The sequence below is a fragment of the Micromonospora sp. WMMB482 genome (assembly GCF_019038635.1).
Lineage (GTDB): Bacteria > Actinomycetota > Actinomycetes > Mycobacteriales > Micromonosporaceae > Micromonospora > Micromonospora marina.
Genome location: NZ_JAHOPD010000020.1, coordinates 6589083 through 6615038, shown reverse-complemented (window position 1 = coordinate 6615038; position 25956 = coordinate 6589083). Strand labels below are relative to the sequence as shown.

The following is a 25956-nucleotide window of genomic DNA, read 5'->3' as shown; positions in this document are numbered from 1 at the left end:
CGATACGGAGTGGCCCGATGCCCACTGAGGCAGAGTTCCTCGACTACCTCCGGCGTGCCACTGCCGACCTGCGCGACGCGCGCCGGCGGGTACGCGAGGTGGAGGCCAAGGACCGCGAGCCGATGGCCGTCATCGGCATGGCGTGCCGGTTCCCGGGCGGGGTGTCCAGCCCGGCCGAGCTGTGGGATCTCGTCGACCGGGGCGGCGACGGGGTGGGCGACTTCCCGACCGACCGGGGCTGGGACCTGGAGCGGCTCTTCGACGTCGACCCGGACAACCCGGGCACGTCGACCAGCAACCAGGGCGGCTTCCTCTACGACGCGCCGCAGTTCGACCCGGGCTTCTTCGGCATCAGCCCCCGCGAGGCCCTGGCGATGGACCCGCACCAGCGGCTGCTGCTGGAGACCTCCTGGGAGGCGTTCGAGCACGCCGGCATCGACCCGCAGGCGCTGCGTGGCAGCCGGACCGGCGTCTTCGCCGGGGTCATGTACCACGACTACGCGTCGCGGGTGCTGGACCTGCCCGACGGCGTCGAGGGCTACATCGGCACCGGCAACTCCGGCAGCGTGGTGTCCGGCCGGGTGGCGTACACCTTCGGGCTGGAGGGCCCGGCCGTCACGGTGGACACGGCATGCTCGTCGTCGCTGGTCGCCGTGCACCTCGCGACGCAGGCGCTGCGCCAGCGGGACTGCGACTTCGCGCTCGCCGGCGGTGTGACGGTCATGTCCACCCCGGGCACCTTCGCCGACTTCTCCCGCCAGCGGGGCCTGGCCTCCGACGGCCGGTGCAAGTCGTTCGCCGCCGCCGCCGACGGCACCGGCTGGTCCGAGGGCGTCGGCGTGCTGCTCCTGCAACGGCTCTCCGACGCCCGCCGCGACGGCCGGCGCATCCTCGCCGTCGTCCGGGGCAGCGCGGTCAACCAGGACGGCGCCAGCAGCGGACTCACCGCCCCCAACGGCCCGTCGCAGGAGCGGGTGATCCGGCAGGCCCTCGCCAACGCCCGGCTCTCGCCGGCCGACGTCGACGTGGTCGAGGCGCACGGTACCGGCACCACCCTCGGCGACCCCATCGAGGCGCAGGCGCTGCTGGCCACGTACGGGCAGGACCGGGGCGACGGCGGGCCGCTCTGGCTGGGCTCGGTCAAGTCGAACCTGGGTCACACCCAGGCCGCCGCGGGCGCCGCCGGCCTGATCAAGATGATCGAGGCGATCCGCCACCGCACCATGCCCGCCACCCTGCACGTCGACGAGCCGTCCCCGCACATCGACTGGTCCGCCGGGCAGGTCTCGCTGCTGACCGAGGCGCGCGCGTGGTCGGCCACCGACCGGCCGCGGCGGGCCGCCGTGTCGTCCTTCGGCATCAGCGGTACGAACGCGCACGTCATCCTGGAGGAGGCGCCCGTCGACGACGCCCCGTCCACCGACGAGGCACCCCCCGCCGTCGACGCGCCGGTGGCGCTCCCGCTCGCCCCGGTGTTCCTCTCCGCCCGTACGCCCGAGGCGCTCGCGGGGCAGGCCGGCCGCTGGGCCGACCACCTCGCCCGCGTCGACGCCCCACGTCCGGTGGACGTCGCGGTCTCCTCGGTCAGCCGCGCGGGGCTCGAACACCGCGCGGTCGTCCTGGCCGGCGACGCGGACGACCTGCTCGCCGGGCTGCGGGCCCTCGCCGCGGGCGAGCCGACCGGCGCCGTCACCACCGGCGCGTCGGCCCCGCGTGGCCGGGTGGCCTTCCTCTTCTCCGGCCAGGGCGCGCAGCGCGCCGGCATGGGTCGCGAGTTGTACGTGGCGTTCCCGGTGTTCGCCGCCGCCCTCGACGAGGCGTGCGGTCACCTGGATCCGCTGCTGCCGCGTCCGCTGCGCGAGGTGCTGTTCGCTGCGGCGGGCACGCCGGGGGCGGGGCTGCTGGATCAGACGGTGTTCACGCAGGCGGGGCTGTTCGCGGTCGAGGTGGCGCTGTTCCGCCTGGTGGAGTCGTTCGGCATCGTGCCGGACCTGGTGGCCGGGCATTCCATCGGTGAGATCGCGGCGGCGCACGTGGCCGGCCTGTTCAGCCTGGCCGACGCGTGCGCGCTGGTCGCGGCGCGGGGTCGGCTCATGCAGGCGTTGCCGGCCGGCGGTGGCATGCTCGCCGTCGCCGCCGACGAGGCCGCCGTCGCCGCGTCCCTGGCGGGGGTGCCCGGCCAGCTCGACCTGGCCGCTGTCAACGGCCCCGCCGCCGTGGTGGTCTCCGGCGGCGTCGAGGCGCTCGACGAAGTGCAGCGGGTGTGGTCCGAGCGGGGTGTGCAGACCCGCCGCCTGCGGGTGAGCCACGCCTTCCACAGCGCCCGGATGGACCCGATGCTGGCCGAGTTCGCGGCCGTCGCCGAGGGACTGACGTTCCGGCCGCCGACGATCCCCGTGGTGTCGAACCTGACCGGCCGAGTCGCCGACGCCGACCAGCTCTGCGACCCGGGCTACTGGGTGCGCCACGTACGCGGCACCGTTCGCTTCGCCGACGCCGTCGACTGCCTGCGTGCCGAGGAGGTCGACATTTACCTGGAGGTGGGACCGAACGGCGTCCTCACCGCCATGACGCAGAACTGCCTCGCCGAGCGCGCGGAGGACGAGCCGGCGCCCCTGCTGGTGCCGGTGTCGCGCCACGACCGGCCTGAGCCGCAGGCCCTTCTGGAGGCCTTCGCGTCGCTGCACGTGCACGGCCGCGCCGTCGGCTGGGCGGGCCTGCTCGACCGGGCCGGCGGCCGGCACGTCGACCTGCCGACGTACGCCTTTCAGCACCAGCGCTACTGGCTGGAGCCGGCGGGCCGCTGGACGGACGTCTCCGGTGCCGGCCTCGGCGCGGCCGGGCACCCGCTGCTCGGCGCGGCCGTCTCCGTGGCCGGCGAGGACATGGTGGTACTGACCGGCCGCCTCTCGACGTCGACGCACGCGTGGCTCGCCGACCACGTCGTCTCCGGCACGGTGATCGTGCCGGGCGCCGCCCTGGTGGAGTTGGCGGTGCGGGCGGGTGACGAGGTGGGTGCGTCGCGGGTGCGGGAGTTGACAGTGGCCGCGCCGCTGCTGCTGCCGCAGGCGGGTGCGGTGCGGGTGCAGGTACGCGTCGGCGCGGCCGACGAGACCGGCGTGCGATCGGTGACCGTGTACTCGCAGCCCGAGGAGGCCTCCGACCCGGAGTGGGTCCGGCACGCGGAGGGTGTGCTGGAGCCGGCGTCGGCCGACGAACCGGGCGTGGGGGAGTGGCCGCCGGTCGACGGCGTCGAGGTGGACGTGGCGGGCTGGTACCCGACGCTTGCGGAGCGCGGCCTGTCGTACGGGCCGTTGTTCCGGGGGCTGCGCCGGGTGTGGACGTGCGGCGACGAGGTGTTCGCCGAGGTGGCGTTGCCGGACGAGGTGGCCGGTGACGCCGCGGGGTTCGGCGTGCACCCGGCGCTGCTGGACGCCGCGCTGCATCCGATCGGGTTGCTGCCCGGCTCGGAGGGCTCGGGTGGGCCTCGGGTGCCGTTCGCGTTCGAGGGTGTGCAGGTGCACGCCTCGGGTGCGCGGGTGCTGCGGGTGCGGCTCACGCGCGCGGGTTCGGCGGTGCGCCTGGTCGCGTGCGACGAGTCGGGCGCGGCCGTGGTCTCGGTGGACACCCTCGCCCTGCGCGAGCTGGCCGGCGTGACCGCGGCGGGCGCGGCGGCCCGGTCGCTGTTCGAGGTCACCTGGCAGGCCCAGGAGGTCGCCCCGGCCGGGGACGCCTCCGGGTGGGCGCTGCTGGGCTCGCCCGCCGCCGCCGACCTGCCGGTGTACGCCGACGTCGAGGCGGTCGCCGTGGCGTCGGGTGTGGCGCCGCGTCTGTTGCTGGTGCCGGCGGGTGGCCTGCGCCGGGCCCTGCACGTCGAGACGGAACCTGCTTCGGCCCCCGGTGAGATGCCCGCCGCCGCCGTCGACAATGGCCCCGAGTCGGTGCGGGCGGCGACGTCGCAGGTGCTGGCGACGGTGCGGTCCTGGCTGGCGGCCGACGCGCTGGCGGAGTCGCGGCTCGTGGTGGTGACCCGGGGTGCGGTGTCGGCCGGGGACGGAGACCGGGTCACCGACCTGGCCGCAGCGGCGGTCTGGGGTCTGCTGCGCTCGGCGCAGTCGGAGCATCCGGGTCGCATCGTCCTGGCGGACGTCGACGTTGACGTGGACGCCGGGCTGCTGGGTGTGCTGACTTCCGTGGCCGACGAGCCGGTGGCGTTCGGTGGTCAGGTCGCGGTGCGCTCGGGTGAGGTGTTAGTGCCGCGGCTGGTGCGTGCGGTGGCGCCCTCGTCGGCGGACGGTGCCGTGGTGGGTGACGGCGCGGTGCTGGTGACCGGCGGTACGGGTGCGCTGGGCGCGCTGGTGGCGGAACATCTGGTGTCGGCGTACGGCGTGCGGTCGTTGGTGCTGGTGTCGCGTCGTGGCCGGCGGCTGCGGGCGCGGGTGAGTTGTCGGAGCGGCTGACCGCGCTGGGTGCGTCGGTGCGGGTGGTCGCCTGTGACGTGACGGACCGGGATCAGGCGTCAGCCCTTGTGGCGGAGGTTTCCGCCGGGGGCCGGCTGGCGGGTGTGGTGCACACCGCCGGTGTCCTGGACGACGGCGTGGTCGAGGGCCTGACCGCCGAGCGGCTTCGTGCGGTGCTGGCGCCGAAGGTGTCGGCGGGTTGGCTGTTGCACGAGGCGACGGCGGGCCTTGATCTGGATCTGTTCGTGGTGTTCTCGTCGGTGGCGGGTGTGCTGGGTTCGCCGGGTCAGTCGGCGTACGCGGCGGGTAACGCGTTCCTCGACGCCCTGGCGGTCTACCGGCGGCAGCTCGGGTTGCCTGCCGTCAGCCTCGCCTGGGGCATGTGGGACACCCCCGGCATGGCCGCGTCCCTCGACGAGGCGGACCGGGCGCGATCGACCCGGGGCGGCATCACCGCGATGAGCGCCGAGACCGGGCTGCGGCTGTTCGACGCCGCCCTGACCGCCGGCCGGCCGGCCCTGGTGTCCGCCGTGATCGACCTGGCGGCCCTCCGGGCCGCGGCCGGCGACGGCCTGGTGCCGCCGATGCTCCGCAACCTGGTCGGTACGATCACGACCCGCCGCCGGGCGGGACAGGGCACCACCTGGGCGAACCGCATCGGCGGCCTGACCGCCGACGAGGCGCGCGCCCAGCTCGACGTGCTGGTACGCGGCCTCGTCGCGCAGGTGCTCGGGCACGGCGGGGCGGAAGCCGTGCCCGCCGACCGGGCGTTCCGGGAGCTGGGCTTCGACTCGCTGACCGCCGTCGACCTGCGTAACCGCGTGAACGCGGCCACCGGCCTGCGGCTGCCCTCGACGCTCGTATTCGACTACCCGACGCCGCAGGCGCTCGCCGCCCACGTGCACGCCGAACTGGCCGGCGCCGCAGGTGGCCCCGCCGCGCCGGGCGCACGGTATACCACCCGCGCCGACGAGCCGATCGCGATCGTGGGCATGGCCTGCCGCTACCCGGGTGGCGTCGAGAGCCCGGACCAACTGTGGGCGCTGCTGGCCGGCGGTGGCGAGGGGATCGGCGAGTTCCCGGCGGATCGCGGTTGGGATCTGGAGTCGCTGTTCGACCCGGATCCGGAGCGGAGCGGTACGTCGTACACGCGGCACGGTGGCTTCCTGTATGGGGCTGCGGAGTTCGACCCGGGTTTCTTTGGTATCTCGCCGCGCGAGGCGCTGGCGATGGATCCGCAGCAGCGGTTGCTGCTGGAGGCGTCGTGGGAGTCGTTCGAGTCGGCCGGGCTTGATCCGCAGTGGTTGCGGGGCAGTCGGACGGGTGTGTTCGCGGGTGTGATGTATCACGACTATGCGTCGCAGCTGATGGGGTTGGCCGACGAGGTGGAGGGCTATGTCGGCACGGGTACGTCGGGCAGCGTGTTGTCCGGTCGGGTGGCGTACACGTTCGGCTTGGAGGGCCCGGCGGTCACGGTGGACACCGCCTGTTCGTCCAGCCTCGTCGCGCTGCATCTGGCGGCGCAGGCGTTGCGGTCGGGTGAGTGTGATCTGGCGTTGGCCGGTGGCGTGACGGTGATGGCGACGCCGGGGACGTTTGTGGAGTTCTCGCGGCAGCGTGGTCTGTCGGCCGACGGCCGGTGTAGGTCGTTCGCGGCGTCGGCGGACGGTACGGGCTGGTCCGAGGGTGTTGGCGTACTGCTCGTGCAACGGCTCTCCGACGCCCAGCGGGAGGGCCGGCGCATCCACGCCGTGCTGCGGGGCAGCGCGGTGAACCAGGACGGTGCCTCGAACGGGCTGACCGCGCCCAACGGCCCGTCGCAGCAGCGGGTGATCCGCCAGGCCCTCGCGAACGCGCGGCTGACCACGGCCGATGTGGACGCCGTCGAGGCGCACGGCACGGGTACGACCCTGGGCGACCCGATCGAGGCGCAGGCGTTGCTGGCGACGTACGGGCAGGACCGGCCCGCGGACCGGCCGCTCTGGCTGGGCTCGATCAAGTCGAACATCGGGCACACGCAGGCGGCCGCCGGTGTGGCTGGTGTGATCAAGATGGTGTTGGCGATGCGCCACGGCGTCGTCCCGGCGACGCTGCACGTGGACGAGGCGTCCCCGCATGTGGACTGGTCGGCGGGGGCGGTTGCCCTCGCCACCGAGGCGATGCCGTGGCCGCGGGTGGGTCGGCCGCGTCGGGCGGGGGTGTCGTCGTTCGGGATTTCCGGCACGAACGCGCATGTGATCATCGAGCAGCCGCCCGCCGAGACGGTCGGCGCGCGGCCCACCGACCGGCCGCGCGCCGACGTCGTACCCCTCGTGCTCTCCGCCGTGGACGCGCCGGCGCTGCGCGACCAGGCGGCCCGGCTGAAGGCGCACCTCGCGGCACACCCGGAACTGGCGCCGGCCGACGTCGCGCACGCCCTGGTCACCACCCGGGCCACGTTCGACCACCGCGCCGTCGTCCTCGGCCGCGACACCGTCGACCTGACGCGGGCCCTGGAGTCGTTCCACCTCGGCGAGGCCACCGCCGCCGTCACCGGCGTCGCTGCGCGCGCCGCCGACCCGGTCCTCGTCTTCCCCGGCCACGGCGACCCGTGGCCCGCCGCGACCGTCGAGCTGCTGGACCGGGCACCGGAGTTCGCCACCGCGATCGCCGCCTGCGAGGCGGCCCTCACCCCCCACGTGGACTGGTCGCTCGCCGCCGTGCTGCGCGGCGCGGACGGCGCCCCCACCCCGGCCGACCCCGGGGTGGCGCCGGCCGTCCGGTGGGCCGTGGCCGTCTCGCTGGGACGCTGGTGGCGCTCCCTCGGCGTACGACCCGCCGCCGTGCTCGGGCACGCTCACGGCGCGCTCGCGGCCGCCTGCGTGGCCGGCGCGCTGTCGCTGGAGGACGCGGCGAGGACGATCGCCCTCGCCAGCCCGGCGGAGGACGGCCCGGACGCGCTGGCCGGGATCACCCTCCGGGCGGCCGAGGTGCCGCTGTACTCGGCGACGACCGGCGGCCCGGTCGACACCGACGGCCTCGACGCCGCCCGGTGGTACCGGAACCTGACCGCCGACGCCGACGCCGACGCCGACGCCGACGCCGACGCCGAACCGGCCGTACGCGCCCTGCTCGACGAGGGCCACCGGGTTCTCCTCGAGGCTGCCCCAGCGACCGTGCTCGCCGCCGGCATCCGCGAGAGCGCGCGGGCCGACGACGCCGTCGTGGTGGCCGCCGACGACACCGTGGCCGGCGGCTGGCAGCGCATGCTGACGGTCCTCGCCGGGCTGCACGTGCACGGCGTGCCCGTCGACTGGACGGCGATCCTGGACGCCCCCACCGGCCCGCCGCTCCCGCTGCCCACGTACGCCTTCCAGCGCCAGCGCTACTGGCCGCAGCCGACGGCGGGGACCGCCCCCACCCTCGCCGGCACCGACGAGGCGGACCGGCACTTCTGGGAGGCCGTGGAACGCGCCGACGCGTCTGCGCTGGCCGCCGCCATGCGTATCGACGAGGCCACGGTCAGCTCCCTCGACCCCGCGCTGCCGCTGCTCTCCGCCTGGCGCCGGCGCCGCCGCGACGAATCCACCGTGGACTCGTGGCGCTACCGGGTGACCTGGAAGCCGCTGGCCGTCGCGCCGGAGGCCACCCTCGCCGGCACGTGGCTGCTGGTCGCGCCGGCCGCCGAAGCCGATCACCCCCTGGTCGACGGCGTCGCCCGGGCGCTGGGCGAGGGCGGGGCCGAGGTCGTCCGGATCGACGTGCCGGAGACGGGCCGGCAGGCGCTGGCCGAGCGGCTGGCGCGTACCGGCGGGCCCGTCGCCGGGGTGCTCTCCCTGCTCGGCCTGGACGACGCGCCGCACCCGGCCCACCCGGTCGTCCCGGCGGGTCTCGCCGCCACGTACGCCCTGGTCCAGGCCCTCGGCGACACCGGCGTCACCGCCCCGCTGTGGTGCGCCACCGCCGGCGCGGTCTCGACCGGCCGCGCCGACCAGCTCGACCGCCCACGCCAGGCGATGCTCTGGGGGCTCGGCCGGGTGGTCGCCCTGGAGCACCCGGACCGCTGGGGCGGACTGCTGGACCTGCCCGCCGAGCTGGACCCCCGGGACCGGGCCCGGCTCGTGGCGGTGCTGGCAGGCGTCGACGCGGAGGACCAGCTGGCGCTGCGCCCCTCCGGGGTGTTCGCCCGGCGACTGGTCCGCGCCCGCGCCGAGCGCACCGCGACGCAGGACTGGCGTCCCGCCAGCGGCGCCGTCCTGGTCACCGGCGGCCTCGGGTCCATCGGGGCCCAGGTGGCGCGCTGGCTGGCCCGCGAGGGCGTGGGTGAGCTGGTGCTGACCGGCCGCCAGGGCCCCGCCACGCCCGGCGCCGACGAGCTCGCCGACGAACTGCGCGCCGCCGGCGCCACAGTCACCGTGGCCGCCTGCGACGTCGCCGACGCGGCCGCCGTACGGACCCTCGTCGAGCGGCTCGCCGGGCAGGGCACCCGCGTCGGGGCCGTGTTCCACGCCGCCGGCGTCGCCCACGCCGCGCCCGTCGCGGCCACCGACGTCGCCGACCTCGCCGACGCCCTGCGGGCCAAGGTGGCCGGCGCGGTCAACCTCGACGAGGCGTGCGGCGACGAACTGTCGGCGTTCGTGCTCTTCTCCTCCGGCGCGGGCGTCTGGGGCGGCGGGCACCAGGGCGGCTACGCCGCCGCCAACGCCTTCCTCGACGCGCTCGCCGAGGACCGGCGACGGCGCGGCCGGGCCGCCACCGCCATCGCCTGGGGCGCCTGGGACGGCGGCGGCATGGTCGACGCCGAGGGCGCCGCCGACCAGATGTTCCGCTCGGGCGTCCGGGCCATGCGCCCCGACCTCGCGGTCTCCGTCCTGGCCGAGGCGCTCGACCACGGCGACACCACGCTCACCATGGCGGACATCGCCTGGGACCGGTTCCTGCAGACCTACACGCTGGCCCGCCCCCGGCCGCTGATCGCCGACATCCCCGAGGTGGCCCGGCTGCTCGCGGCCGGGCAGCGCGACGGCGACACGCCCGACGCGGCGTCCCCGCTCCGCGGCCGGCTGGCCGGCCTCGCCGCACCGGAACGCCGCCGGGTTCTCCTCGACCTCGTACGCGTTCACGCGGCGGCGGTGCTGCGCCTGTCCTCGCCGCAGGCGCTGGCGGCGGACCGGTCGTTCCGGGAGATCGGCTTCGACTCGCTCAGCGCCGTGGAGATGCGCAACCGCCTCGCCGAGGCGGTGGGGCTGAACCTGCCGGCGACCCTGGTGTTCGACCGCCCGACGCCCGACGCCCTCGCCGAGCACCTGGCGGGCAGGCTCGCGGGCGACGACACCCCGGCGGCCGAGCCCGTGCGGGCCGCCACCGCGCTGGACGAGCCGATCGCCATCGTCTCGATGAGCTGCCGCTACCCCGGCGGCGTCACCGGCCCGGAGGACCTGTGGCGACTCGTCGCCGAGGGACGCGACGGCATAGCGGAGTTCCCGGCCGACCGGGGCTGGGACCTGGCAGCCATCTACGACCCCGATCCCGACCGGCCCGGCACCTCGTACGTGCGCGAGGGCGGCTTCCTCACCGACGCCGCCGGCTTCGACGCCGCCCTGTTCGGCATCTCCCCGCGCGAGGCGATGGTGATGGACCCGCAGCAACGGGTGCTGCTGGAGAGCGCCTGGGAGCTGTTCGAGCGAGCCGGCACCGCGCCCGCCGACATGCGGGAGACCAACACCGGCGTCTTCGTCGGCACCAACGGCCAGGACTACGCGACGCTGCTGATGGCCGCCCGGGTCGAGACCGAGGGCTACCAGGCCACCGGCAACGTCGCCGCCGTCATCAGCGGTCGGCTGGCGTACCACTTCGGGTTGCAGGGCCCCGCCGTCAGCGTCGACACCGCCTGCTCGTCGTCGCTGGTGGCGCTGCACCTGGCCTGCCAGTCCCTGCGGCAGGGCGAGTGCGACGTAGCGGTCGCCGGCGGCGTGACGGTGATGGCCACCCCCGGCCCGTTCCTGGAGTTCGCCCGGCAACGGGGGCTCGCCCTCGACGGCCGGTGCAAGTCGTTCGCCGGGGCCGCCGACGGCACCGGCTGGGGCGAGGGCGTCGGCTTGGTGATGTTGCAGCGGCTCTCCGACGCCCAGCGCGACGGCCGGCGGATCCTCGCCGTCGTGCGCGGCTCGGCGATGAACCAGGACGGCGCCAGCAACGGCCTGACCGCCCCCAACGGGCCCGCGCAGGAGCGGGTGATCAACCAGGCGCTGGCCAACGCGCGGCTGAGCGCCGCCGACGTGGACGCCGTCGACGGGCACGGCACCGGCACCCGGCTCGGCGACCCGATCGAGGCGCAGGCCCTGCTGGCCACGTACGGGCGGCAGCGCCCCGCCGACCGGCCGCTCTGGCTCGGCTCCGTGAAGTCGAACATCGGCCACACCCAGGCCGCCGCCGGCGTCTCCGGCGTGATCAAGATGGTGCTGGCCCTCCAGCACGACCTGCTGCCGCCCACCCTGCACGTGGACGAGCCGTCGCCGCACGTGGACTGGTCGGCCGGCGCCGTCGCGCTGCTGACCGAGGCGCAGCCGTGGCCGGACGTGGACCGGCCGCGCCGCGCCGGCGTGTCGTCGTTCGGGGTCAGCGGCACCAACGTGCACGTCATCCTCGAACAGGCGCCCGCCACGCCCCGGGCCGACACCGCCGCCCCCCGTCCGGCCAGCGCCGACGCGCCCACGACCAGCTCCAGCCGCGGCACGCTCAGCGCCGCCGACGGGACGCCGCTGCTGCCGTGGGTCGTATCGGCAGACACCGCCGACAGCCTGCGGGCGCAGGCGGCCCGGCTGGCCGAATGGCTGCCGGGCAGCGGAACGCCCGCCGCCGACGTGGCCCGGGCACTGGCCACCGGACGGTCCCCGCTGCGGCACCGCGCGGTGCTGCTCGCCGCCGACGCCGACGCCGCCCTCGCCGGCCTGCGGGCCCTGGCCGCCGGGCAGGACCACCCCGGGCTCACCCGGGGCGCCGCCGAGCCCGGCGGCGCGCTGGCGGCGATCTTCTCCGGCCAGGGCGCGCAGCACGCCGGGATGGGCCGACGCCTGTGGGAGACGTTCCCCGTCTTCGCGGCGACCCTCGACGAGGCGTGCCAGCACCTGGACGCGTACCTGCCGCGGCCGCTGCGCGCGGTGCTGTTCGCCGAGCCCGGCACCGCCGAGGCCGGCCTGCTCGACCAGACCGTCTTCACCCAGGCCGGGCTCTTCGCCGTCGAGGTGGCGCTGTTCCGGCTGCTCGAACACTGGGGGATCCGGCCCGACTTCGTGGCCGGGCACTCCGTCGGGGAGATCAGCGCGGCCCACGTCGCCGGGGTGCTCGACCTGGCCGACGCCTGCGCGCTCGTCGGCAACCGGGGGCGCCTGATGCAGGCCCTGCCACCCGGCGGCGGGATGCTCGCCGTCGCCGCGCCCGAGGTCGACGTGCTGCGGGCCCTGTCCGGCACGCCGGGACAGCCCGCCGTCGCCGCCGTCAACGGGCCGGCCGCCGTCGTCGTCGCCGGCGCCGAGGACGTGCTGACCGAACTGGCCGCCCACTTCGCCGACCTCGGCGTACGCACCAAGCGGCTGCGGGTCAGCCACGCCTTCCACAGCCCGCTGATGGAGCCCATGCTCGCCGAGTTCGCGGCCGTCGCGGCGACCCTGTCGTACGCCCCGCCGACGGTGCCGCTGGTGTCGAACCTGACCGGCACGGTCGTCGACCCCGAGCAGCTCTGCACACCCGACTACTGGGTCCGCCACGTCCGCGAGGCGGTCCGCTTCGCCGACACCGTCACCCACCTGCACTCCCACGGGGTGACCCGGTTCCTGGAGATCGGGCCGGACACCGTGCTGACCGCCCTGACCGCCGACGCGCTGCCGGTGGACGCGCCGGTCGTCGTGACCGGCGTGCAGCGGCCCGGCCAGGACGAGGTGGCCACCCTGCTCGGCGCGGTGGCCCGGCTGCACTGCCACGGCGTGCCCGTACGCTTCCCGGCACTGCTGCCCGGCGCCGCCGCGCCGGTGGACCTGCCCACGTACGCGTTCGCCCACCAGCGGTTCTGGCCGACCCTCGACGCGGCGGCGACCCACACCCCCGCCGCCGCGCACGACGACGCCGAGTCGGCGTTCTGGCGGGCTGTGGCGTCCGGCGACGGCGACGCGCTCACCGGCCTGCTCGGCCTCGCCGCGGACCGGCCGCTGCGGGAACTGCTGCCGGTCCTGGACCGGTGGCGGCGCCAGCAGCAGGAGGACACCCTCGCCGGCGGCTGGCGCTACCGGATCACCTGGCGCCCGCGGGCTCTCGTCGCGGGTGCCGTCGACGGCACGTGGACCCTGGTGCACAGCGGTACGGACCAGCCGGTCGTCGACCGGCTCGCCGAACTGCTCACCGCGCGGGGCGGCACCGTGCGGCAACTCGCCGTCGACCCGGCGACGACCGACCGGAGCGCGCTCGCCGGGCAGCTCGCCGCCGCGGCGCCCACCCGGATCGTGTCGCTGCTCGCCCTCGACGAGCGGGCGCACCCCGACCGCCCGGCCGTGCCGCTGGGCCTGACCGCGAACCTGGCCCTGGTGCAGGCGGTCACGACCGCTCTGCCACCGGTGCCGCTGTGGCTGCTCACCAGGCAGGCCGTGGCCACCGGCGCAGACGACCCCGTCGCCCACCCCGCCCAGGCCACCACGTGGGGCCTCGGCCTGGTGACCGCGCTGGAACACCCCCGGCACTGGGGCGGCCTGCTGGACCTGCCCACCACCCTGGACACCGCCGCCGCCGAGGGAGTCCTGGCGGCCCTCACCGCCGCCGGCGACGAGGACCAGCTCGCGGTGCGCGACTCCGGGACGTACCTGCGGCGGCTGGAGCGCGCGCCCCGCGCCGAGGCGCCGGCCGGCTGGCAGGCGCCGGGCACCGTCCTGGTCACCGGCGGCACCGGCGCCGTCGGCCGGTACGCCGCCGGCTGGTTCGCCCGGCACGGCGCGCGGCGACTGCTGCTGGTCAGCCGGCGCGGGGCGGCGGCCCCCGGCGTGGACGAGGCGGTGGCGGAACTGGCCGCCCTCGGCGCCGAGGCGCGGGTGCTGGCCTGCGACCTGGCCGACCGGGACGCGGTCGCCGACCTGGTCCGTGGCCTGCGCGCCGACGGTGAGACCGTGCACGCCGTGGTGCACGCCGCCGGGGTGGGCCGGCTCAACCCGGTCGCCGCCGTGACCGAGGCGGAACTCGCCGACGTCGTTTCCGGCAAGATCGCCGGCGCGCGGCACCTCGACGAGTTCCTCGACCCGGAGCCGCTCGACCTGGTCGTGCACTTCTCCTCCATCGCGGCCGTCTGGGGCGTCGGCGACCACGGGGCGTACGCCGCCGGCAACGCCTTCCTGGACGCCTGGGCGCAGTCCCGGCCGGCCGGGCGGGCCCGGCACCTCTCGGTGAACTGGGGACCGTGGGCCGGCGGCGGCATGGTGACCGACGCGCACGCGGCGGCCATGAGCCGGCGCGGGGTGTCCCTGCTCGACCGGGAACCGGCGATGGCCGCCCTGCGCGCCGGCCTCGACGGCGACGACACCGCCCTCACAGTCGCCGACATCGACTGGGAACGCTTCGCGCCGGTGTTCACCTCCGCCCGGCCCCGGCCGCTGATCAGCGAGATCGCCGAGGTGGCCGCCCAGGCCGCGGCGGCGCGCGCCGCCGCCGAGGACGGCGACCAGGTCGCCGGCGAACTGCGCAAGCGGCTCGGCGAGCTGTCGCAGGCCGAACAGGCACGGCTGCTGGTCGATCTCATCCGCACCGCCGCGGGCGAGGTTATCGGCCACGACAGCCCGTACGCCGTGGAGGCCGGGCGGCCCTTCCGGGACCTCGGCTTCGACTCGCTCACCGCCGTGGAGCTGCGGGGCCGGCTGGCCCGCTCGACCGGACTCAGCCTGCCCAGCTCGGTGGTGTTCGACCACCCGACCCCGCAGGCGCTGGCCGAGCACCTGCGGGCCGAACTGCTCGACGAAGCGTCGGTGGAGGCGCTGCCCACCCTCGCGGAGCTGGACCAGTTGGAGAGCGCGCTCGCGCTGCGCGACCCGGACGACATCGGCCGGGTGCGGATCACGATGCGCCTGCACAGCCTGCTCGAACGGCTCGGCGCCGCCGAGGAACGCCGGGAGGACACCGCCGAGGTGGCCGGTCGGCTGCGGGCGGCCAGCAACCAGGAGCTGTTCGACCTCATCGACCAGGATCTCGGGCTCTCCTGAGCCGCCCGGGGATCTGTGGTGTCACGAGAAAGCGAGATGTCATGGCGGACGAAGATCGGCTGCGCGAATACCTGACGCGCGTCGTCGCCGAGCTGCAGCAGACCCGCCAACGGCTGCGCGAGGTCACCGCCGAGGAGTCCGAGCCGGTGGCGATCGTGGCGATGAGCTGCCGCTACCCGGGCGGCATCAGCTCGCCCGAGGAGCTCTGGGAGTTCGTCTCGTCCGGCGGGGACGCCATCGGCGACTTTCCCACCGACCGCGGCTGGGACCTGGACCGGCTCTACCACGCCGACCCGGACAACGCCGGCACCTCGTACACCACCGCCGGCGGGTTCCTGCGCGACGCGGGGCAGTTCGACGCCGCGCTCTTCGGCATCTCGCCGCGTGAGGCGGTCGCCATGGACCCGCAGCAGCGGCTGCTGCTGGAGGTCACCTGGGAGCTGTTCGAACGCGCCGGTATCGCCCCGCTGTCGCTGCGTGGCAGCCGCTCCGGCGTCTTCGTGGGCACCTCCGGGCAGGACTACGCCGCCGTGCTGCACCGGGCGCCCGGCGTCGAGGGGTACGTGCTGACCGGCACCGCCGCCAGTGTCGTGTCCGGTCGGCTGGCGTACACGTTCGGCCTCGAAGGCCCGTCGGTCACCGTGGACACCGCCTGCTCGTCGGCGTCGGTCGCCATCCATCTCGCCTGCCAGGCGCTGCGCCAGCGCGAGTGCGGCCTCGCCCTGGCCGGCGGCGCGACCGTGCTGGCCACCCCCGGCCCGTTCGTCGAGTTCTCCCGGCAGCGCGGCCTCGCCGCCGACGGCCGGTGCAAGTCGTTCGCCGCCTCCGCCGACGGCACCGGCTGGTCCGAGGGCGTCGGCATGCTGCTGCTGGAACGGCTCAGCGACGCCCGCCGCAACGGCCACCCCGTGCTCGGCGTCATCCGCAGCTCGGCGGTCAACTCCGACGGCGCGTCGAACGGCCTCACCGCCCCCAACGGCCCGTCCCAGCAGCGGGTCATCCGGCAGGCCCTGGCCGGCGCGAAGCTCACCCCCGACCTGGTCGACGTGGTGGAGGCGCACGGCACCGGCACCACCCTCGGCGATCCGATCGAGGCCCAGGCGCTGCTCGCCACGTACGGCCGGGAGCGGGGCGACGCCGCGCCGCTGTTACTCGGCTCGATCAAGTCCAACATCGGGCACACCCAGGCCGCCGCCGGCATCGCCGGTGTGATCAAGATGGTGATGGCGATGCGGCACGGCGTCGTGCCGGCCACCCTGCACGTCGACGAGCCCACCCCGCACGTGGACTGGGCCGCCGGCGCGGTCACCCTCGTCACCGAGGCCACGCCGTGGCCGGCCGTGGACCGGCCGCGCCGGGCCGCCGTCTCGTCGTTCGGGATGAGCGGCACCAACACCCACCTCATCCTCGAACAGCCCGAACCGGCCGGCGTCGAGGCGGACCACCCGGTGATGCCCGCGCCCGCGCCGGTGCTGCTCACCGGCCGCACCCGCACCGCGCTGCGCCGCCAGGCCGAGCGCTGGTCGGCCTACGTCGCCGACGACGCGCACCTGCGCCCGGCCGACGTCGCCTGGACCTCGGCGGTCTCCCGCTCGCCCCTGGAGCACCGGGCGGTCGTGCTCGCCGACGACCGCGACGGCCTGCTCGCCGCGCTGCACGCCCTCGCCGACGACCGGCCCGCCCCCGGGCTGGTCACCGGCGCCGCCGCCGAACGCGGCGGGGTCGCGTTCCTCTTCTCCGGCCAGGGCGCCCAGCGCGCCGGCGCCGGCCGGGAGCTGTACGAGGCGTACCCGGTCTTCGCGGAGGCGCTCGACGAGGTCTGCGGCCACCTCGACCACCGGCTGCCCCGGCCGCTGAAGCCGCTGCTGTTCGCCGAGCCCGGCACCGCCGAGGCCGACCTGCTCGACCAGACCGTCTTCACCCAGGCCGCGCTGTTCGCCGTCGAGGTGGCGCTGCACCGGCTGCTCGGCTCCTGGGGGCTGGCCCCCGACATGGTCGCCGGGCACTCCGTCGGCGAGCTGACCGCCGCCCACGTGGCCGGCGTGCTCAGCCTCGACGACGCGTGCGCCCTCGTCGCCGCCCGGGGGCGGCTCATGCAGGATCTGCCCACCGGCGGCGCGATGCTCGCCGTGGCCGCCGACGAGGCCCGGGTCGCCGAGTCGACCGCCGCGCTGACCGGCCGGGTCGCCGTCGCCGCCGTCAACGGCCCCGACGCCGTCGTCGTCTCCGGCGACGCGGCGGCCATCGACGAGCTGGCGGAACTCTGGACCGGCCGGGGGGTGAAGGTGCGGCGGCTGCGGGTCAGCCACGCCTTCCACAGCCCGCTGATGGAGCCGATGCTCGCCGAGTTCGCCGCCGTCGCCGCCCGCCTCGACCTGCGCGCCCCCACCCTGCCGGTGGTGTCCAACGTGACCGGCGAGCTGGCCGACCCGGCGCAGCTCACCGACCCCGGCTACTGGGTGCGCCACGTCCGGGAGGCGGTCCGCTTCGCCGACGGCGTACGCGCCCTTCGGGCCCACGGCGTCGGCACCTTCGTAGAGGTCGGGCCGGACGCCGTGCTCACCGCCAGCGTCCAGGAGACCCTCGCCGGGATCGAGACCGACGCCGCCTCCGCCGTGGTGGTGCCGGTGCTGCGCCGGGACCGCCCGGACCGCCGTGCCCTGCTCGCCGCCCTCACCCAGCTGCACGTCGCCGGCACGCCGCCGCGCTGGGCGGACGTCCTCGCCGGCCGGCCCGGCCGGCTCGTCGACCTGCCCACCTACCCGTTCGAGCGGCAGCACTACTGGGTGCCGGCCGAGGCGCCCGCCGACGACACCACGACGGGCGGGGTCGGCGCGCTCGACCGCCGGTTCTGGGCGGCCGTCGAACGCGCCGACCTCGACGCGCTGCGCGACACCCTCGCCGTCACCGACACCGCCGCCGCCGCGTCGCTGCGTACCCTGCTGCCCGTCCTCGCCGACTGGCGGCGGCAGCGGCAGGAACACTCGGTCCTCGACGGCTGGCGGTACCGGGAGGAATGGCAGGTGGCCCCCGAGCCCGCCCCCGCCCGGCTGGCCGGCACCTGGCTGCTGGCGCTGCCCGCCGACGACGCCGACGACCCGGCGGCACGGGCCGTCCGGGCCGCGCTGACCGGCGCCGGCGCCGACGTGCTGCCGCTGACAGTGGAGCCGGACGCCGACCGGGCCGGCCTCGCGGCGGCCCTAGCCGGCACCGAGCCCACCGGCGTCGTGTCCCTGCTCGCCGGGGAACCACGCACCGCCGACGGCACCGTCCTGCCCGGCCTGACCGCCACCCTCGCCCTCGTGCAGGCGCTCGGCGACGCCGGCGTGGCAGCGCCGCTGTGGCTGGTAACCCGGGGCGCGGTCGCCGCCGCCTCGTACGACCGGCTCGCCGACCCGGCGCAGGCCGCGATCTGGGGCCTCGGCCGGGTCGTCGGCGTCGAGGCGCCGCACCGCTGGGGCGGCCTGGTCGACCTGCCGTCCGACCCCGACGACCGGGCCGCCTTCCGGCTCGCCGCGGTCCTCACCGGCTCGACCGGTGAGGACCAGCTCGCCGTACGCGGCCCCGGCGTCTTCGCCCGCCGCCTCGTCCGCGCCGCCCTCGGCGACCGTCCGCCGGCGCGCCGGTTCACGCCCACCGGCACCGCCCTGATCACCGGCGGCACCGGCGGGCTCGGCGCGCGCGCCGCCCGCTGGCTCGCCGCCGCCGGAGCCGAGCACGTCGTACTGGTCAGCCGGCGCGGACCCGACGCCCCCGGCGCCGCCGAGCTGGAGGCCGAGCTGGCCGGCCTCGGGGCCCGGGTCACCGTCGCGGCCTGCGACATCGCCGACCGGGCCGCCCTCGCCGACCTGCTCGACCGGGTCGAGGCCGACGGCGCGCCGGTGCGTACCGTCGTGCACACCGCCGGCATCGCGCAGTCCACCGCGCTGGCGGAGGTCACCCCCGCCGAGCTGGCCGAGGTGACCGTCGGCAAGACCGCCGGCGCCGCCCACCTCGGCGACCTGCTCGCCGACCGGGAGCTGGACGCCTTCGTGGTCTACTCGTCCATCGCCGCCACCTGGGGCAGCGGCGGGCAGGCCGGGTACGCGGCCGGCAACGCCTACCTGGACGCGCTCGTGCAGCGGCGGCGCGCCGACGGCCGGGCCGGCACCGCCATCGCCTGGGGCCCCTGGTCCGACGGCGGCATGCACGCGGCGGACGCCGAGCGCAACCTGCGCCGCCGGGGCCTGCCCGCCATGGACCCGGCCGTCGCCATGGCCGCGTTGCAGCAGGCCCTCGACCACGACGACGTCACCGTGACGGTGGCCGACGTGGACTGGACCCGGTTCGCCCCCGCGTACGCCTCCGCGCGCCGCCGGCCGCTGCTGGAGGGCGTACCGGAGGCGCGGGCCGCCCTCGACGGCGGCGCCGCGGTCGACGACGGCGACGACGGACCGGCGGCCATGCTGCGCCGGCGCCTCGCCGCGCTGACCCCGGCACGCCGCGAGGAGACCGTCGCCGACCTGGTCCGCGAACTCGCCGCCGACGTGCTCGGCCACGACGGCGGGGCTGCCGCCGTGGGCGCGACCACCGCGTTCCGCGACCTCGGCTTCGACTCGCTGACCGCCGTGGAGCTGCGCAACCGGCTTGTCGCCGCCACCGGGCAGGCGCTGCCCACCACCCTGGTCTTCGACCACCCCACCCCGGTGGTGCTGTCCCGCTTCCTGCTCGCCGGCCTCTTCGGCGCCGACGCCGGGGCGGCTCCCGTCGCCGTCCCGGCCGCCGTAAGCGACGACGAGCCGGTGGCCATCGTCGCCATGGCCTGCCGCTACCCCGGTGGCGTCGACGGCCCCGAACGGCTGTGGCGCCTCGTCGCCGACGGCGTCGACGCGATCGGCGACTTCCCGACCGACCGGGGCTGGGATCTCGACCGGCTCTACGACCCCGACCCGGCCAACCCCGGCACCACGTACGCCGACAAGGGCGGCTTCCTGCACGGGGCGGGCGAGTTCGATCCCGGTTTCTTCGGGATCTCGCCGCGGGAGGCGGCGGCGATGGATCCGCAGCAGCGGTTGCTGCTGGAGGTTTCGTGGGAGGTGGTCGAGCGGGCAGGGGTTGAGCCTGGGGTTCTGCGGGGTTCGCGAACAGGGGTGTTCGTGGGCACGAATGGTCAGGACTATGGGGCCCTGCTGATGGCTGCGAGGGAGCAGGCCGAAGGGTTCGGGGCCACGGGCAACGCCGCGAGTGTGGTGTCGGGCCGGGTGGCGTACGCGTTGGGGTTGGAGGGGCCGGCGGTGTCGGTGGACACGGCGTGTTCGTCGTCGTTGGTGGCGTTGCACCTGGCGGTGCAGTCGCTGCGGCGTGGCGAGTGCGACCTGGCTCTCGCCGGCGGCGTCACGGTCATGGCCACCCCCGGCACCTTCTTCGAGTTCTCCCGGCAGCGGGGCCTCGCGGCTGACGGCCGGTGCAAGGCGTTCGCGGCGGGTGCCGACGGCACGGGCTGGGGCGAGGGTGTGGGCGTGCTGCTGGTGGAGCGGCTGTCGGACGCGCGGCGCAACGGGCACCGGATCCTGGCGGTGGTGCGTGGGTCGGCGGTCAACCAGGACGGCGCCTCGAACGGGCTGACCGCCCCGAACGGTCCCTCGCAGCAGCGGGTGATCCGGCAGGCCCTCGCGGGCGCCCGGCTGAGCAGCGCGGATGTCGACGTGGTCGAGGCGCACGGCACGGGCACGACGCTCGGTGACCCGATCGAGGCGCAGGCCCTGCTGGCGACCTACGGCCAGGGCCGCGAGGGCGGCGAGCCGCTGCTGCTCGGCTCGGTCAAGTCCAACATCGGCCACACGCAGGCCGCCTCGGGCGTCGCCGGTGTGATCAAGATGGTGCTGGCGATGCGGGAGGGCGTGGTTCCCGCGACGCTGCACGTGGACGCGCCGTCCCCGCACATCGACTGGACCTCCGGCGCCGTCGAGCTGGCGACGCAGTCGCGTTCGTGGCCGGTGGTGGACCGGCCGCGCCGCGCGGCGGTGTCGTCGTTCGGCATGTCCGGAACGAACGCGCACGTGATCATCGAGCAGGCCGACGAGCTGGCCGGGGCCGTCGCTCCGGTCGAGCACGGCCCGGGCCTGGTTGCCTCGGATGTCGTGGTGTGGCCGGTGTCGGCACGGTCGAAGGGTGCGATCGCGGGGCAGGCGGCCCGGCTCGCGGACTTCCTGCGCGAGCGCGGCGACGGCGGCGCCCGTCAGCTACGGCGGGCCGCCGGAGCCGTGGTGGACGCGGCGGCGGTGGGCTGGTCCCTCGCCGCCACCAGGTCGGTGTTCGACCAGCGGGCGGCTGTGGTCGGGTCGAGCGTGGAGGAGTTGCTGGCGGGGCTGGACGCTCTGTCCGTCGGCGCGCCGGCGGGGAACGTCGTCGCTGGCACCGCCATGTCCCATGGGGCGGGTGCGGTGTTCGTGTTTCCGGGTCAGGGTGCGCAGTCGGCGCGGATGGCGGCCGGTCTGGTGGGTCGGGCGCCGGTGTTCGACGCGCGGCTGGCGGAGTGCCAGCGGGCCCTGGCCCCGTACCTCGATGTGGACCTGGTGTCGGTGTTGACCGGTGACGACGAGTCGTGGCTCGATCGGGTCGAGGTCGTGCAGCCGGTGCTGTGGGCTGTGGGTATGGCCCTGGCGGCGGTGTGGCAGTACGCGGGTGTGGTTCCGCCTGCGGTGGTCGGTCACTCGCAGGGTGAGATCGGTGCGGCGTGTGTGGCGGGGATCCTCAGCCTGGAGGATGCGGCGAAGGCGGTGGCGTTGCGGTCGCGGGCGCTGACGGTGCTGCGGGGCACGGGGACGATGGCGTCGGTGGACCTGTCGGCTGAGGCGGTGGCTGAGCGGCTGTCGGCGTTCCCGGGTGTCGGGGTGGCGGCGGTGAACGGTCCGTCGACGGTGGTGGTGTCGGGTCCGCCGCAGCCGGTCGCCGACCTGGTGGCGGCCTGCCAGGCCGACGGGGTGCGGGCGCGGTTGATCCCGGTGGACTACGCGTCGCACTCGGCGGCGGTGCAGGACGTCGCGGAGCAGTTGCGCGCGGACCTGGCCGACGTGAGCCCGCAGCCGGGGCACACTCGGCTCGTCTCGACGTTGACGGGGGACTGGGTCGACCCGTCCTCGATGGACGCCGGCTACTGGTACGACAACCTGCGGCAGACCGTGCGGTTCGAGGCCGCCGTCCGGGTGGCCGTCGAGGCGGGTCACACGACGTTCATCGAGATCAGCCCCCACCCGGTGTTGACGATGCCGGTGACGGCGATCCTGGACGACGCCGGTGTGAGTGGGCACACGCTGGGCAGCCTGCGTCGTGGTGACGACGATCCGACGCGGTTGCTGACGAACCTCGCCACCGCCCACACGATCGGCCTGCCCGTCGACCTGACGGCCGTCCTCGCCGAGACCGGCGTGGTGGCACTGCCCACCTACGCCTTCGAACGGGGACGCTACTGGCTGGACGCGCCCGCGCACCGCGTACGCGACGTCGGCTCGGCCGGCCTCCAGGACACCGGGCACCCGCTGCTCAGCGCTGCCGTACCCGTCGCAGACGACCGGACGGTGGTGCTGACCGGGCGGTTGTCGGTGCGTACCCACCCGTGGCTGGCCGACCACGCCGTCGGCGGGGCGGTGATCGTCCCGGGCACCGGCGTCGTCGACATGGTGGTCCGAGCCGGCGACGAGGTCGACGCCGGCCAGGTGGGCGACCTGACGCTGATCAACCCGCTGGTGCTCCCCGCGACCGGCGCGGTGCAGGTGCAGGTACGCGTGGGCCCGCCCGCCGACACCGGCGAGCGGAGCGTCACCGTGCACTCCCGCCCCGAGGAGGACGCCGACGCCGAGTGGACCCGGCACGCCGAGGGACTCCTGCTGCCGCAGCTGCCCGCCCCGACCGCCGTACCGGGGCAGTGGCCGCCGGCCGACGCCGTCGAGGTCGACGCCGACCTGGACGCCTGGTACGTGCAGACGGCCGAGGGCGGCCTCGGCTACGGCCCCGCCTTCCGGGGGCTGCGCCGGGTGTGGCGCGGCGACGGCGAGGTCTACGCCGAGGTGGCCCTGCCCGAGGAGGCGAGCGCCGACGCGTCCCGCTTCGGGCTGCACCCGGCCCTGTTCGACGCGGCCCTCCAGGCCGGCGGGGTCACCGCCCTGCTCGGCGACGCGGCGGACACCTCGGGGGCGGGCTGGATGCCGTTCGCCTTCCGCTCGGTCGCCCTGCACGCCCACGGCGCCACCCGGCTGCGGGCGCGGCTGCGCCCGCTCGGCCCGGACACCGTCGCGGTCACGCTCGCCGACACCGCCGGCCAGCCGGTCGCCACCGTCGAGTCACTGACGTTCCGCCCGGTCGCGGCGGGCCGGGCCGACGAGGCCGCCGCCCTGCGCCGCACGTCGGTGTTCCACCTGGACTGGACGCCGCTGACGGACACCGGTGCGGTGGCCGGGGAAGCCCGCTGGGCGCTGCTCGGCGACGACACCCTCGGCCTCGCCGGGGCGCTCGCCGCCGCCGGGCACCCGGTGCGGTCCCACGCCGACCTGGCGGCGCTGGTCGCCGAGATCGGGGAGTCCGGGGACGTACCCGATGTGGTGCTGGACCTGCGCTCCGGTGCGGAGTCGGACCCGCAGCGGGCCGGTGAGGCCGCGCACGTCGCGGCCCGCGACGCCCTCGCGCTGGTGCGGCAGTGGCTGGGCGAGCCCCGGCTGGAGCGGTCCCGGCTGGTGCTGCACACCCGGGGCGCCGTCGGCGCGGCCCCGGGCGAGGCCCCCTGCGACCTGGCCCGGTCGAGCCTGTGGGGGCTGGTCCGCTCGGCGCAGTCCGAGCACCCCGGCCGGTTCACGCTGCTCGACACCGACGCCGCCGCCGCCTCCCTGGCGGCCGTCCCGGCGGCCGTCGCCTCCGGCGAGCCGCAGCTAGCGCTGCGCGACGGCGCGCCGCTCGTGCCCCGGCTGGCCCGGGCCCGCGACGCCGGTGTGTTGCCGCTGCCCGCCGACGAGGTGCCGTGGCGCCTCGACGTCACCGAGAAGGGCACGCTGGAGAATCTCGCCCTGCTGCCCGGCCCCGAGGCGGGCGGGGAGCTGCCGGCGGGCCACGTCCTGGTCGGGATGCGCGCCTCCGGGCTGAACTTCCGCGACGTGGTGCTGGCCCTCGGCATGGTCCCCGACCAGGAGGTGCTGGGCAACGAGGGCGCCGGCGTGGTGCTCGGCGTGGGGCCGGGCGTCGCCGACCTCGCCCCCGGCGACCGGGTGATGGGCATCTTCTCCGGCTCGTTCGCCTCGGCGGCGGTCACCGACCGCCGGCTGGTCACCCGCATCCCCGACGGCTGGTCCTACACCGACGCCGCCGCCGTGCCCGTGGTCTTCCTGACCGCCTGGTACGGGCTGGTGGAGCTGGCCCGGCTGCGCGCGGGCGAGTCCGTGCTCGTGCACGCGGCGGCCGGCGGCGTGGGCATGGCCGCCGTGCAGATCGCCCGCCACCTCGGCGCGGAGGTCTACGGCACGGCCGGCCCCGGCAAGTGGCCGGCGCTGCGCGACACCGGCTTCGACGACGCGCACCTCGCCTCCTCCCGCAGCCTCGACTTCGCCGACGAGTTCGCGCACCGCACCGGCGGGCGGGGCGTCGACGTGGTGCTCAACGCCCTGCGCGGCGAGTACGTCGACGCGTCGCTGCGGCTGCTCGCCGACGGCGGCCGGTTCGTCGAGATGGGCAAGACCGACAAGCGGAACCCGGGGCGGGTCGCCGCCGACCACCCGGGCGTCAGCTACCAGGTCTTCGATCTCATCGAGGCCGGCCCGGAGAAGATCGGCGTGATGCTGGGCGAGCTGATGGCGCTCTTCGCCGCCGGTGCGCTGCGGCCCCTGCCCCGGCGCACCTGGGACGTCCGGCGCGCCCCCGAGGCGTTCCGCTTCCTCAGTCAGGCCCGGCACGTCGGCAAGCTGGCCCTGAGCATTCCGCAGGCGCCCCGGCTCGACGGCACGGTCCTGGTCTCCGGGGCGACCGGCACCCTCGGCGCGCTGCTCTGCCGGCACCTGGTCACCGCGCACGGTGCCCGGCAGCTGCTGCTGGTCAGCCGGCGCGGCCCGGACGCCGAGGGCGCCGACGAGCTGCTCGCCGACCTGAAGGCGCTCGGCGCGGACGTGTCGATCGTCGCCGCCGACCTGGCCGACCCGGACGCCGTGGCGGACGTACTGTCAATGGTGGACCGGCGGCACCCGCTGCGCGCCGTCGTGCACGCCGCCGGCGTCCTCGACGACGCCACCGTCGAGTCGCTCACCCCCGACCGCCTCGCCGCGGTGCTGCGGCCCAAGGTCGACGTGGCGTGGAACCTGCACCGGGCCACCCTCGGCCACGACCTGAGCGCGTTCGTGCTCTTCTCCGCCGCCGCGGGCGTGTTCGGCGGTCCGGGCCAGGGCAACTACGCTGCCGGCAACGCGTTCCTCGACGCCCTGGCGGAGCACCGGCGGGCCCTCGGCCTGCCGGCGGTCGCGCTGGCGTGGGGCCGCTGGGCACAGGCCAGTGGCATGACGGGTCACCTCGACTCGGCCGACATCCGCCGCCTCGACCGGGGCGGCATGGCGGCGCTCTCCGACGCCGAGGGGCTCGCCCTGTTCGACGCTCTCTGGCGCTCGGAGCGGGCGACGCTCATGCCCGCCAAGATCGTCACCGGCGTGGCCGCGCCCGGGTCGCCCGTACACCCGCTGCTGACCAACCTGGTCCGCGCCGCCGGCCGCCGGGCCGCGGCCGGCGAGGCCGCCGACGGGCAGGCGTACGCCGAGACGCTGCGCGCCCTGCCCGACGACAAGCGGGTACGCGCCCTGCGCGACCTGGTGCTGGCGCACGTGGCGGTCGTCCTCGGCCACGGCGACCCGGCCGGCATCGAGCCGACCCGCGCGTTCCGGGAGCTCGGCTTCGACTCGCTGACCGCCGTGGAGCTGCGCAACCGGCTCGGCGCGGCCACCGGGCTGCGGCTGCCGGCGACGCTGGTCTTCGACAACCCGACGCCCGAGGCGCTCGCCGTCCACCTGGCCGGGCAGTTCGCCCCGGTGAGCCCGGCCGGCGAGCCGTCGGCGGCGGGCCGGGAACTCGACCGGCTGGAGGCGGCGCTCGTCGGGCTGGACCCGGCCGACGACGAGTTCCGCCGGATCACCGACCGGCTGCACGGCCTGCTGGGCCGGCTGACCGAGCGGCAGGCGGACGCGGACGGCGACGACGACCTGGAGTCGGCCACCGCCGAGAACATCTTCGACCTGATCGACCGCGAGCTGGAGACGTCGTGAGCACCAGCCGCAACGACATCG

2 protein-coding genes and 1 pseudogene are annotated in these 25956 nt (G+C 76.2%); all 3 read left to right on the top strand.

Features of this window, described 5'->3' with window-relative positions; genetic code table 11:
- Nucleotides 1-2 precede the first annotated feature (2 nt).
- On the top strand, nt 3-4460 hold the full coding sequence (locus KSK32_RS35025; protein WP_374226760.1) for a beta-ketoacyl synthase N-terminal-like domain-containing protein: 4458 nt from the start codon (nt 3-5) through the stop codon (nt 4458-4460).
- 17 nt (nt 4461-4477) lie between these two features.
- Nucleotides 4478-14671 (top strand): type I polyketide synthase, encoded by a 10194-nt coding sequence (locus KSK32_RS31580; protein WP_374226759.1) that lies wholly within the window; start codon nt 4478-4480, stop codon nt 14669-14671.
- Between the two features lie 41 nt (nt 14672-14712).
- A pseudogene (locus KSK32_RS31575) lies at nt 14713-25935 on the top strand (type I polyketide synthase); the annotation flags it as partial.
- Nucleotides 25936-25956 lie beyond the last annotated feature (21 nt).